General features: G+C 59.1%; 11 protein-coding genes. All 11 read right to left on the reverse strand.

The genetic code is table 11. The features are described from left to right. Positions 1-13: 13 nt before the first annotated feature. The 11 genes from QD357_RS04695 to QD357_RS04745 all read right to left on the reverse strand — a co-directional run bounded on the left by QD357_RS04695 (position 14) and on the right by QD357_RS04745 (position 13432). Positions 14-940: a LysR substrate-binding domain-containing protein gene (locus tag QD357_RS04695; protein ID WP_107108596.1), complete on the reverse strand. Its 927-nt coding sequence runs from the start codon at positions 938-940 to the stop codon at positions 14-16. 293 nt (positions 941-1233) lie between these two features. After that, positions 1234-2463 (reverse strand): MFS transporter, encoded by a 1230-nt coding sequence (locus tag QD357_RS04700; RefSeq protein ID WP_414124074.1) that lies wholly within the window; start codon positions 2461-2463, stop codon positions 1234-1236. Positions 2464-2612: 149 nt separating this feature from the next. Beyond that, the gene (locus tag QD357_RS04705; RefSeq protein WP_107108599.1) at positions 2613-3305 is read right to left on the reverse strand and encodes a B3/4 domain-containing protein; all 693 of its coding nucleotides are present in this window, start codon (positions 3303-3305) and stop codon (positions 2613-2615) included. An 83-nt stretch (positions 3306-3388) separates the two neighbouring features. Next, a complete protein-coding gene (locus QD357_RS04710; RefSeq protein WP_107108600.1) occupies positions 3389-4198 on the reverse strand; it encodes an AraC family transcriptional regulator in 810 nt (269 codons plus the stop codon). After that, positions 4195-4851 (reverse strand): glutathione S-transferase family protein, encoded by a 657-nt coding sequence (locus QD357_RS04715; protein ID WP_107108601.1) that lies wholly within the window; start codon positions 4849-4851, stop codon positions 4195-4197. Before QD357_RS04715 ends, QD357_RS04710 begins: the two co-directional genes overlap by 4 nt. 143 nt (positions 4852-4994) lie before the next feature. Further along, positions 4995-5288, reverse strand: a complete 294-nt coding sequence (locus tag QD357_RS04720; RefSeq protein ID WP_107108602.1) for a GYD domain-containing protein — start codon at positions 5286-5288, stop codon at positions 4995-4997. Positions 5289-5542: 254 nt separating this feature from the next. Beyond that, positions 5543-6508, reverse strand: coding sequence for a DMT family transporter (locus QD357_RS04725; protein ID WP_107108603.1), 966 nt, complete (start codon positions 6506-6508; stop codon positions 5543-5545). A gap of 131 nt (positions 6509-6639) precedes the next feature. Continuing rightward, positions 6640-8310 (reverse strand): DUF930 domain-containing protein, encoded by a 1671-nt coding sequence (locus QD357_RS04730; RefSeq protein WP_107108604.1) that lies wholly within the window; start codon positions 8308-8310, stop codon positions 6640-6642. A 367-nt stretch (positions 8311-8677) separates the two neighbouring features. Next, entirely contained in the window at positions 8678-10741 is a 2064-nt protein-coding gene (gene rpoD / locus QD357_RS04735; protein WP_107108605.1) for an RNA polymerase sigma factor RpoD, read from the reverse strand. A gap of 444 nt (positions 10742-11185) precedes the next feature. After that, positions 11186-12223 carry an L-threonine 3-dehydrogenase gene (gene tdh / locus QD357_RS04740; RefSeq protein WP_107108606.1) on the reverse strand — a complete coding sequence of 346 codons (1038 nt, stop codon included), beginning with the start codon at positions 12221-12223 and terminating at the stop codon, positions 11186-11188. 21 nt (positions 12224-12244) lie between these two features. After that, positions 12245-13432, reverse strand: a complete 1188-nt coding sequence (locus QD357_RS04745) for a glycine C-acetyltransferase (RefSeq protein ID WP_107108607.1) — start codon at positions 13430-13432, stop codon at positions 12245-12247. Positions 13433-13484 lie beyond the last annotated feature (52 nt).

Raw genomic sequence — 13484 nt, forward strand, 5'->3', positions numbered from 1 at the left:
CGGCGATCGCCTTTCAAGCAATTGCGTTGACCTGCGATGTCAACCACGTACGGAACAATGCCGCCGATGGATTTTGCAAGGCGTTCGGCGGGTACAGCAGGTTGTAGCTGACGGCTGCCGGCTGAACCTCCACGAAACAACGCACCAACTGCCCCTCCGCAATGTCCTTCGCGACAAGAGAACTGCGAACCAGCGCAAAGCCAAGGCCGTCTCGGCATGCTCCAAGCATATCGGCAAAGGATTCGAAGAGAGGTCCATTCTCGACCGCCTGGCCGATATCAAAATCGGCCATTCCGCCCGCAACATCATGATCAAGCACTTGTTCGTACCAGCGTTGCCAATCGAGCACCGTATGTCGCATGCCGGTGTAACGCAGCAGGGGCGCGGCTTTTATGGCGTAGCGCTTCGGCAGCCGCTCGGACAGTGTTGGCGAGCTGACGACAAACTCCTCATCCATCAGCAATTCATCGAGAACGAGACCGGCTTCGGCTCGCCCGAGCCAGATCGCAAGATCGACGCCATTAGGCCCGAAATCGGGCCGCTGGTAGCCGACGACCATCTTCAGCTCGATGTCGGGATAGCGCTGGCAGAAATCGCCGAGCCGCGAAGCGAGCCACTGACTGGAAAATTCCGGCGTTACCGACAGCGTCAGGGTGCGAACCGACACGCTCGCCCGCGCCTGATACAGCGCTGTCTCCAATTGAGAGATCGTGTCGACGATTGCCGGATGAAGACGCGCACCCAGCGGCGTCAACCTTGCGCCTGAGCGTCCTCGATCGAAAAGCTTACCGCCGATCCAGCCTTCGAGCTGTGAAAGCTGATGGCTGACCGCAGTCTGCGTCAGTCCCATGCGTTCGGCCGCACGACCAAAGCCGCCGGTTTCGACGATGGCGCAAAATGTCTGCAACACGGCCAACGGCGGAAGCGGTCTTTTTCCCATGAAAATCCTTCATGCTTGATCGACGAAGGCTTCATTATACATCGCAAATACGTAGGCGCATTCCTCTATGTCATAAGAACATGGAGCTTATAATAGATGAGAAACATTCATATATTCACTCCGATGCGTCGCGCCCAAAAGTGGCTCGGCCGAATGCTCCGGGCATTTGCTTCTGTGCGAAAGCAGCTCGCCGACAAGGAGGCCGGACGCCAAAGTATCCTGTCAATCAGTGCCCACCTTCAGCGAGATGCCGGGCTGGATAAAATCCCGGACGATCCATGAGCGAAGCCGCCTCACCCCTTGAGTGTCTTCACCTTGGTCAAATCGGGAAAAATCCGCATCCAGAGCAGTACGACCGCGATTGTGCCGATGCCGCCGACGATACCGGTAAGAACCGGGCCGAGCGCGCTGGCGAGCATGCCGGATTCAAATTCGCCGAGTTGGTTGGACGTGCCGATGAACAGGGAATTCACGGCATTGACGCGGCCGCGCATATTGTCCGGCGTCAGGAGCTGCACCAGCGAACTGCGCACGACGACGCTGACCGTATCCGACGCGCMKACGATAAGCAGCGCTGCGACGGAAAGGATGATGTTGGTCGAAAGCGCGAAGACGACGGTGGCAACGCCAAAAACGAAAACTGCGAGCAGCATTTTCTTGCCAGCATCCGTCTGCAGAGGCCGACGCGCCAGCCAGATCGACATGACCAAAGCACCGATTGCAGGTGCGGCACGCAGAAGTCCGAGCCCCCATGGTCCGGCATGCAGGATATCCCGCGCGAACATCGGCAATAGCGCCGTGGCGCCGCCGAGCAGCACGGCGAAAAGATCGAGCGAGATCGTGCCCATCATTACCGGCCTACTCCGGATAAAGGAGACGCCGGCAAAGACCGAACTCAATGTCACGGGCTCGCGTGACGACGGCTGCTTTCGTTCGACGCGGATCGAAATGACATTGAGGCTCGCGATGACATACAGCACGGCGGATACCGCGAAAGGCGCGATCGGACTGACGCCATAGAGCAGGCCACCGAGCGATGGACCGATGATGAAGGCGGTCTGCATCATCGACGTGGAGGTCGCGATCGCCATCTGTAACATCAATGGCGGCACGATATTGGGCAACAGAGCGGCCATGGTAGGGCGTTCGAAGGCGGTGGCGGCGCCCATGACGGCGACTGCAGCGAGGATGCCAGCCGGGCCGATCCAATGCTGCCAGACGGCGACGGCAAGCACCAGCGCGGTCAAGGCTTCGACCAACTGGCAGACCAGGCCGATGCGCCGGCGGTCGAACCGGTCGGCAACATGACCGACGATGAAGGTCAGGATGACCATCGGCAAAAATTGGCAGAAGCCGACCAGGCCAAGGAAGAAGGCGCTATGCGTCTGATCGTAGATCATCCAACCCATGGCGACCGTGACCGACTGGAAACCGATCGAGGAAAAGACGCGAGAGGCAGCGAAGGAACGATATCCGGGATGGCCGAGCACGCTTGCCCGGTCTTGGCTTTGCAGGGTGTCCATATGTCTTTCTTCAGCTCCGGACGCCGCGCCCAGAGCAAGATTTATGAGCAATATGAAATATCTATTGGGTTCCCCTGCTCTGCCCGAATGCCGCGCTTGTCAACCGCATTTTTGTTTCTGATCGGCCATTTGCCGGCAAATACTAAGATCTACAGATCAAATCGTGGTGAAGAGCAACTGAGCACCTTTGTCCTGGCTTGGACCGACCACACGGCGGCGAGTTCTGCCGCAAGGGTCGCGATCAATTTCGGCACATCACTGCTGGCCGCCTCGTGCATAGCCTCGGCGACGATCAGCACGGATCGCGTATCCTCGCGAACGGCGGAAAGACCGCTTTGACGGTTGGTCCAGCGCCGCGCATGCGCCTGACCGGCACCATCGGCAAAGATCACCTCGCGCAGCTCTGGATGCTCTGTTTCGCCGGCGAAGGTCAGATAGGTCTCTCTGCCCGTCGCGTGCCTGACTTCGAGATCGCCGGAAATTTTCGCAAGATCGAAGACGGCAATGGGAATGGCGAAAGCGATCGAGATGGCGTTGCAGAGATCGACGAGCGGATGCAACTGCGGCAGCGATTTTTCCTGGCGGAATCGCCTGAGCAAAGCCTCGGAAGCACAGCGATATTGCGTCGGCTTCAGCCCCATTTTCGAGAAGGTGCGCCGCCAGGCTTGGATCTCCGGCATCTCACCTTCCGGACTGCCCGCCAGCCGTTCCTCGGCGATCGCATGGAACGTCGCGAGACGATCGGTGACGCCCACATTCGCGGTGACTCCTTCCACGAAGAGTGCGCCGGCGACCAGATCGGGGAATTCGTTCCACATCTCATTCGAATGGTGGAAATACATGGCTTTTCCTTCTGCGGTTCTGATTTGGAGCAGAAGAAAAACCCGAAGCCGGCGGCCGGTCTTGAACGAAATTGCAGATGCCTTCAGCGCTTCGTGTCGGCGTAGATGCGTGGCGAGACGCCGAAATTGCGCACGAAGATCCGAGTCATATGGCTTTGATCGGCAAATCCGCTGGCAAAAGCCGCTTCCGCCAGGGGCATGCCAGCGGCGATCAGCCCCCGTGCCCGAAGGATGCGACGCTGAAGCAGGTAGGCGTGCGGTGTCAGCCCCGTTGCCTTGGCAAAACCGCGCAGGAGCTGGAAACGGCTGAGCCCGCTTGCCTCGGCGAGATCGGCCAGCGTCACCGATGCTGCCGGATCGTCATCGATGAGATCGCGGGCACGCCTGATTGCGGCGGGAACATTGGTACCCTCATCCGCTTGCCGCTGTTCGCGCATCACGTCCGCGACAATCGATAACAACAGTCCATCTCGCCGCAACGCAGCTTCCGGGCCATCCTGGCCGGTCACCGTCGAAAACAGTGCTTTGAACCGCACCGCAGCTTGTCCGTTTCGAAGGACGGGAGAAGGAAACTCCCCCTCGCCGCTGCCCCCTTCGCCGATATCGCCCAGAAGATCTCCCACCAGCCGCGGATCGAAATAGAGCATCGACCACGCTCGGCTCTCCCCAACCGGCATGCCGTCATGCACCTCGTTCGGATTGAGAGTGATGATGTCGCCGGCTTCAGCCCGTACCACGCCACGCCCGCTCAGCGACACCTGCGCGCCGCGCTCGATGACGCCGATGCCGAACTGATCATGCGTATGCTTGGGAAAGCTATGTCCGGTCTCCGCCGCCACGGCTTCAACACCAGCAACGGAAGAGCGAAGCATCCTGAACTGGCTGGACCTCATGCGCGCCGCCCGCCCGGCTTGCTGAAACCCGTCATCCCAACACTCGGCCGGGCAACGATACACGACCACCATGCCGCCAGCTTCGGATGATGCTCGATCATTTCCCGCCCCTCCGGCGCCATGAGAAAATAGTCGAACATTGGTGCCACATAGAGATCGGCAAGCGTCAACTCCGGGCCGCACAACCAGGGACCGTCGCCGATCAGATCGGAAAGAGCGGCAAGGCCGATGGCAGCTTTGGCAAGGCTCGCCGCAATCCGCTCTTCATCGGCGGCGATGCCCTTTGCCGGCTTCGAGACCCGTTCCACGCAAACGCCCCAGACCAGATGAGGATAGAGATATCCGTCGGCAATGCTGACGATCTGGTTCATCCGTGCCCGCTGACGAGGCGCAACAGGCTGAAGGCGCGGCCCATCGAATGCCTCATCGACATAGCGTGTGATCGCAGCCGTTTCATAGAGCCGAAAATCACCGTGCTCGAAGGCCGGAATGCGGCCGAATGGATGCCGCTCCAGATAGGATGCCGACGGCCCGCCCTCAGCGAAAATGTCGATCGGCACCCTCTCGTGCTCGACGCCTTTCTCGAGAAGCGCAAGCCGCGCAATTCGCACGTAGACGCTATAGTCTGCGCCAAAGAGGCAGGGCTTTTCCATGTCTCAACGCCATTCTGTTCATCCGCCGACATCTTTTCGAAGTCGGCCGCTGCGGTCAATGGCGACACGGCTGGCCACATCTTCCATATACCCGGTCAGCCGCCGCTGACCGGGTTTCAACAGTGACAAAATCGCCCCCAACACTATCCCAAGGACGCCATGATTTCGCGATAAGCGGCCTCGGGAAAAGCCTTCAGCGTGCGCGAGCGCACGTTGCCGCCCATCCCAAGCGTCAAGGCGAAGCGCGCCATCACCGCGTCATCGGGCGCCTCGCAGACGGCGACCATGTCGTGATCGCCCATGGTCAGGAAAAATTGCTTAAACGAACCGCCCATATCCTGGAGCTGCTTCTTGGCAGCATCCAGCCGCCGCGGCGATTCCTTTACGCTACGCACTCCTTGGTCGGTCCAATTGAGCAGAACGATATAAGTGGTCATCCCACACCTCCTCCGCTGCGTCGCGCATCCATTGAGACGAGCAGGCAGATGACGCAGTAACGGTTTGATCCACGCGTAAGCCCTGGAAAAACCATCCCAGTTTTCGGAATTACGCGCCGCCACCCCGGCGTTTCGGGCCCCGTCCCGTCAATACAGGTCGCGCTTAACAACCATAGGCTTGTCACCTCATGGCGACAATAAACCTAATCCCCACTCATTCGGGTGACGCGCGATGGGATCGCAGGCGAGCCACATCATCTATCTGATGTCTCAGCCGCAAAGGCGCCTTGGGTGTTGGCCGCAACAACGGCCGCCGGCAAGGGTGTGCCGCGTTTGCGCTCACGCGCCAGCGTCAGCAGGCCGGAAAAGATGATGAGGACGATACCGAGCGCCATCGCTAGATCGATGCTGTCATTGAACAGCAGATAACCGAAACCGATCGCCCAAATCATTTGGCTGTATTGCGGCGGCGCGACGAGATTGGCGGGAGCCAACTGCGCCGCGCTCATCAGCAGAACGGTGCCAACAGCGCCGAGAAGGCCGTAGCTCGCGAGGAGTATCCATTGCCACGCCGCTGGCCACGTCATCTCCTGCAGCATCAGCAATCCACTGACGATGAGCGTGCCGAACAACACCGCACCATAAAGCGAGATGCGCTTCTCCTTCGAGCCGAGTGCGCGATTGATGATGATCGAGACGGCCCCGCTCAAGCCGCCGATCGCCGCGCAGAGATGGCCGATCGAAAGCTCGCGAAAGCCCGGCCGCAGCACGATGAGCACGCCGACAAAACCGAGGATGACCGCGGTCCAACGCTGCCAGCGCACATCCTCCTTGAGGAAGACGACAGAAAGAATAGTGACGAAGGACGGCAGGAGGAAGAGCAGCGCGAAAGCCTCTGCCATCGGCAGCTTGGTGAAAGCTATGATCGAACATATGGTGCCGATCGCGCCACAGGCGAAACGCAGCATCCACAACGGCCGGTTCGTCGTCTTGACGACATCCATCCAACCATCCCCGCGCCCCTTCAGGAATGGAATGGCCGCAAAGCCAAACAGCGAGCCGATGAAGGCCACTTCATAGGACGGCAGCGTCCCATGCAATAGCTTGATCGACGCGTCACTGAACGCATAAACGGCATAGGATGCGAATGCCACGAGGACGCCACGCAGCGTTGAATGGCCAGCGGCCATGGATTTGGAATCGGCTGTGATCGATGTCATTAGAATTGTGCGATGCAAAGGGAGGACATTGAATCAGATAGATACAGTGAATTGTATGATGAAATTGGCCGAATTTCGATCGGGCATGGGAATAAACTATTGTTTCAAGCTGACGAGGCGAGTGTTGTCATTCAATTGCTGGGAACGCCCAGTTTCTCCAGCCGACTGACGGGGATGCGACCTTTGATGGCATAGGAGAAAGCGACAACTTTCAAGGCATCGTCATCAACCTGACATTTGAATTGGACCTGTTGCCATCCCTTGGGTGTTTGAACGGCAACGCCATCGCCATAGATGCCAGTATAGATGTACATATTAGGTGAGAGCGCAGAATTGATGAAATTGAGACCATAGGCATTCAAATCATGCCAGTACTGCTGCTTTTGCTCGTTGTTGCAAAGCATCCGCACACGGTCGCGCCGCGGGAGTTTTTTCCAGGCGTCCAACTCGTCCTTTGACATGCGCGCTATTTCCGTGCCGGAGTAGAAGCGCTTGGCCTGGATGACTTTGCCCTGTTGGCCGCCGGTTTTGTCCACCGGCTTTTGTTGCGTCTGCGACGGATCGGATGTCGATGCCTGTTGTGTACCGTCCGCCGGCGACCGCTGCTGCGGTCGAGGTTGAGGCTCGGGAACGAATGTGGTTCCAGCCGTTGGGTCGCTAGCGGCGCCGGAGATCGATTGATCCTGCGATTGTTGCTGTGGCTGTGCGCCGCCGGTCGTCGGAACGGCGACATCCGGGGCGACCTTGGGATCGGCCGCGGCCTGCTGTTGGGCATTCTGATCTACCTGCCCTTCGGCGGTCTTCGCTTGTCCCGCAATGGGATCAGACGCCGCTCCGTCTTTTTGATCCGCCTGCGTTCCTGCTTGATCCGTCGAAGGTTTATCCGGCTCCGCAACCTGGGTATCGGACGCCTGGTCCGTCGCCAGCTCCTGCGGCGTCGGCATTGACGCTGGATCACTGGAATTCGGATCGGTCGCAGATGTTGCAGCATCTGGCTTGGCGGCCTTCGCCTCCGCGTCGGTCTTTGCCGCCTCCTGTGCCTGTTGCTGCTGTGAAGCGGCATCGCTTGGGGACGGCGTCACATCTGTCTTCGGCTGCACGTTGGCCTCCGCCGCAGCTTGCGCGGCCGAAGCATCCAGCGCCGGTTGATCAGCAGTTTGCTGTTGCGGCTGGGTGTTCGCGTCCCTGGTCGGCGGTGTCTGGTCCTGCTTCTGCGCCTCTGTTGCCGGATCGGAGTTGGGCGGCGTCTGGTCTTGCTGCCGCGCCTGCGTCTGGTCTTGCGGCTTCGCCTGATCATCAGCCGGTGTCGGCGACGGCGTATCACTCGGCTGCGGCTGCGCGTCAGCTTGCTGCGTGGCCGGTGACGGCTGATCGGCCTTTACATCGGCAGGCTTATCCGCCTGCGCCGGCTCTTGCGATTTGGCGTTCTGGTCTTGCGCATTCGGATCGGGAGCCTTCTCGGTCTTCGTCTTGCTCTCGTCGCTCAGCTTGTCGGCGGTCTGCTCGCCCTCTGTTTTATCGGCAGATGCTGCCTTTTCCTTCGAAGTATCCTTCTGATCAGGCCTGGGCGTCGGCGTCGGCACGCGGCCGGATCGCTGCTCCTGTGGCTTCGCAGCATTTTGTGCCTGCTCCTTGGGCTGCGGCACCATCTCGACATTGATGCTGTCTTCCGGCTGCGGTATCGGCATCGCCACCACCGGCAGCAAGAAAAGCGCCGCGAAAAACAGGATATGCAGCAGGATCGAAGGGATCAGTCCCCATCGACGCTCATCCGGCTTCCGCTGTTCGGCGACGCGCTCCATCGGTCAGCGGCCGCAAGGCTGACGACGCAGGGCAGACGGAGAAGCGCTCAACAATTTCATCCAAACCTTACCGAACAAACGACATCCCACGATGCCCAGATTCCCGACATATGGTGTTAAACATCAAGGCCAGAAAGAGGCAGCCGGAAAATTGCAGGCTGTCAGTCTGACCACAGCTCCGCAGTGCCCGGAAAACAAACCTGCGTGATCCCAGGCAAAGCCTCGAGGAAGCCCCCCGACAAGGTAACATACAACGTCGCACCTTTAGAAGAACGCGCCGGGAAACGGCGGTGCCGGCATCTCACAAAACGAAAAACCCGGCTCGCTTCCGCGAACCGGGTTCTGATCTCGTAACAGCGCAAATCCCTCAGCTATCGAGGAACGAGCGCAGCTTTCTGGAGCGGCTCGGATGCTTCAGCTTGCGCAACGCCTTGGCTTCGATCTGACGGATACGTTCGCGGGTAACCGAGAACTGCTGGCCGACTTCTTCGAGCGTATGGTCGGTGTTCATGCCGATGCCGAAGCGCATGCGCAGCACGCGCTCTTCGCGCGGCGTCAGCGATGCCAGAACGCGGGTCGTCGTCTCGCGCAGATTCGCCTGAATGGCGGCGTCGATCGGCAGCAGCGCATTCTTGTCCTCGATGAAATCGCCGAGATGGGAATCTTCTTCGTCACCCACCGGGGTTTCGAGCGAGATCGGCTCCTTGGCAATCTTCAGCACCTTGCGCACTTTTTCAAGCGGCATGGCAAGCTTTTCGGCCAGTTCTTCCGGCGTCGGCTCGCGGCCGATTTCATGCAGCATCTGGCGCGAGGTACGAACGATCTTGTTGATCGTTTCGATCATATGCACCGGAATGCGGATCGTGCGCGCCTGGTCCGCGATCGAGCGGGTGATCGCCTGACGAATCCACCATGTGGCGTAGGTCGAGAACTTGTAGCCGCGGCGATATTCGAACTTATCGACCGCCTTCATCAGGCCGATATTGCCTTCCTGAATGAGGTCGAGGAACTGCAGACCGCGGTTGGTGTATTTCTTGGCGATGGAGATGACGAGGCGCAGGTTCGCTTCGACCATTTCCTTCTTGGCGATACGCGCTTCGCGCTCGCCCTTCTGAACCATGTGAACGATGCGGCGGAATTCCGAGATCGAAATGCCGGTTTCGGTCGCAAGGTTCTGAATTTCCTGGCGGATGTCGCGGATCGTGGTGTTTTCGCTCTTGGCGAATTCCTTCCAGCCGCGAGCGGCCAGATTGCCGATCGACTTCATCCAGTTCGGGTCGAGCTCGGCGCCCTGATACTGCTCCAGGAAGCTATCGCGCTTGACGCCGTAGGATTCGGCAAGACGCAGCAGGCGGCCTTCGTTCTGCACAAGGCGCTTGTTGATGTCGTAGAGCTGCTCGACGAGAGCGTCGATACGGTTCTGGTTCAGCGACAGAGACTTGACCGACTTGACTAGCTCATCCTTGAGTTCCTTGTAGCGGCGCTCCTGTGCGGAAGACAGCGTGCCGGAAGCCGACAGGCGCTGCTCGACCTGCTGGTCCTGCAGCTTGCGTAGCTTCTTGTAGGTCTCGGCGATCGTATCGAGCGTCAGCATGACCTGCGGACGAAGCTCAGCTTCCATCGCGGCGAGCGAGAGGCTGGATTCGTCCTCGTCCTCTTCCTCCTCCTCGATCGGCATGCCTTCGCCGCCGACATCGGTGATGTCGTCGTCGCCGGAGGAACGGCCACGGCGGGCCTTTTCCTTCTCTTCAGCGGCCTTGCGGTCCGCCTCGATCTTTTCCGGGCTCTGGAACTGCGGCGCAGCCTTGGCCTCGGGACCGGAATAGGTCGTTTCGAGGTCGATGATTTCGCGGAGCAGCGTGGTGCCTTCGTTGAGTTCGTCGCGCCAGATGATCAGCGCCTGGAACGTCAACGGGCTCTCACAAAGACCGCCGATCATGGTTTCGCGGCCGGCCTCGATGCGCTTGGCTATCGCGATTTCGCCTTCGCGCGACAGCAGTTCGACGGAACCCATCTCGCGCAGATACATGCGCACGGGATCGTCGGTGCGATCGGTCGGCTCTTTCTTCTTGGTGGTTGCAAGCGCTGAACCGCCGGAAGGCGCAAGCTCGCCGCCTTCGCCATCCTCGTCGCTGCTGGAATCGTCGTCGTCGCCGCCACTGGCTGCCGCGCCCGCCTCTTCGACATCCTCGTCTTCGATGACGTTGATGCCCATATCGGAGAGCATAGCCATCGTGTCTTCGATCTGCTCCGACGTCACTTCTTCGGACGGCAGAACGGCGTTAAGCTCGTCCATCGTCACATAGCCGCGCTTCTTCGCGGCCTTGATCATCTTTTTGACCGCGTCGTCGGAAAGATCGAGAAGCGGGCCATCCGAGGCGCCGTCGCGTTCGACTTCAGCTTCTTCGTTCTCTTTGACCTTGGTTGCCATCTCTATATCGTCGCTTTCCCTGACGCTTAAACTACACGCGGTGAATGACCGCTCTGGCCCGGCGCGCTTCGCGCCAGCCCCGAATCACCGACAAACACCTAACGGAATGACCTTTAATGCCTGATTAACCACGATCGCCGGCTCCGAACAGCAAAGCTGGATTGCGTTTGGAATTCCGGCCATGGTATATGTGATCCGCCTGACCCAGTTCACCGTTTTTCCGAGGACAAACGGTGATTCCTACAATTTTTGTTCTCGTCAAGCTTTTCCAGCAAAAAAGCCTGTTAAAATCGTGAAAAAGCCTTATCCACAGGCCCAACACGCCCAGAAACGATTGCTTCCCGTATTTAGGAAGTCCCCGTGCGATGACAAGGGCAGGTCTATGAAACCACCCGTATTTCCGCAGTTCGCGGCAATATTGATGCGATCGGGCCACAATTTTGCTCAAATCCAGTCCATCACCACCTTGCCGGAGTTACCGGAACGCATGGCTTCGAAGCCATCGCGGAAATCATCGATTCCGATACGGTGGGTAATGACCGGCGAGACGTCGAGCCCGCCCTGAACGAAGGCGATCATCTTATACCAGGTCTCGAACATCTCGCGGCCGTAGATGCCTTTCAGATTGAGCATCTTGAAAATCACCTTGTTCCAGTCGATCTCGAAGCCGGCCGGCGCGATGCCAAGAATGGCGATCTTGCCGCCATTGTTCATCTTGTCGATCATGTCGCGGAAGGCGGGGGCTGCACCCGACATTTCCAGACCGACATCGAAACCTTCGGTCATGCCGATAGACTTCATCACATCGGCAAGATTTTCTTTTGAAGCATCGACAACATGCTCGATACCGAGCTTGCGGGCGAGCGCCAGCCGGTTGGGATTGATATCGGTGATGACCACCTTGCGGGCGCCGGAACGCTTGGCGACCATGGCGCCCATGATGCCGATCGGCCCCGCGCCGGTGACCAGCACATCCTCGCCCACCAGATCGAAGGAAAGTGCAGTGTGTACCGCATTGCCGAAAGGATCGAAGATCGCCGCCACCTCATCCGGGATATCGTCGGGGATCGGCACCACGTTGCTTTCCGGAATGCAGACGAATTCACCGAAGGAGCCCGGACGGTTGACGCCGACACCCTGCGTATTGCGGCAGAGATGCCCCCTGCCCGCCCGGCAGTTGCGGCACTTGCCGCAAACGATATGTCCCTCGCCGGAAACGCGCTCGCCGACGTGATATTTCGTGACCGCCGAGCCGATCTCGGCAATTTCGCCACAGAATTCATGACCGACGACCATCGGCACCGGAATGGTCTTCTGCGCCCATTGGTCCCAATTCCAAATATGCACATCCGTGCCGCAGATCGCCGATTTTTTGACCCGGATCAGCACATCATTCGGCCCAACCTCGGGAACCGGAACATGCTCCATCCATAGCCCGACTTCCGGCTTCGATTTGACCAGCGCCTTCATCATGTTCGACATGAGCTGTCGTCTCCATCCGATTCAAATGATTCCGAGTTCACGTCCCGCCTCAGCGAAAGCGGCAATCGCGCGCTCGACATCGGCTTTCGAATGCGCCGCCGACATCTGCGTGCGGATGCGCGCCTGGCCCTTCGGCACGACCGGGAAGGAGAAGCCGATGACGTAGACGCCCTTTTTCAGCATCAGCGCCGCCATCTCCTGCGCCAGCTTCGCATCGCCGAGCATGACGGGAATGATCGGGTGATCGGCGCCCGCCAAAGTGAAACCGAGCTTGGTCATTTCACTACGGAAAAACTCCGTATTACCACGGAGTCGGTCGCGCAGATCGCTGCCGTTTTGGATCAGCTCGAAGACCTTCAACGAGGCGGCCGCGATAACCGGAGCCAGGGTATTGGAGAAAAGATAGGGGCGCGAACGCTGGCGCAGCCAATCGACGATCTCAGCCTTGGCCGAAGTGTAGCCTCCCGATGCACCGCCGAGCGCCTTGCCAAGCGTACCGGTGATAATATCGACCCTGCCCTCGACACCGCAATGTTCCGGCGAGCCGCGACCGTGATCGCCGACAAAGCCGACGGCATGGCTGTCATCGACCATGACCATTGCGCCATATTTTTCGGCAAGATCGCAGACGCCCTCGAGATTGGCGATGATGCCATCCATGGAGAAAACGCCATCGGTAGCGATCAGCTTGAATCGGCTGCCCTCCGCCTTCTTCAGCTCCTCCTCCAAAGCCGCCATGTCATTGTTGGCGTAGCGAAAGCGTTTCGCCTTGGAGAGGCGCACGCCGTCGATGATCGAGGCGTGGTTCAGCGCGTCGGAGATGATGGCGTCCTCCTCCGACAACAGCGTCTCGAACAGTCCGCCATTGGCATCGAAGCAGGAGGAATAGAGGATGGTATCCTCCATGCCCAAAAAGGCCGATATCCTTGCCTCGAGCTGCTTATGCTCCTCCTGCGTCCCGCAGATGAAGCGCACCGAGGCCATGCCATAACCATAGCGATCAAGTGCCTTCTTCGCAGCCTCGGCCAGTTCCTCGTTGTCGGCGAGCCCGAGATAGTTGTTGGCACAGAAGTTCAGCACCCGCTCGCCGCCAGCCACGGCGATCTCGCCCGCCTGCTTGGATGTGATGATCCGCTCGGACTTATAGAGGCCTGCCTCCTTCAGACTGGCGATTTCGGATTGAAGATGGGAGATGAAGGCAGATGTCATGATGAACGCGCTTTCTCGAAAAGAGATGGAACCATCTAACGACGACATCATC

The organism is Rhizobium sp. BR 317, from assembly GCF_047445835.1.
Taxonomy (GTDB): domain Bacteria; phylum Pseudomonadota; class Alphaproteobacteria; order Rhizobiales; family Rhizobiaceae; genus Rhizobium; species Rhizobium paranaense.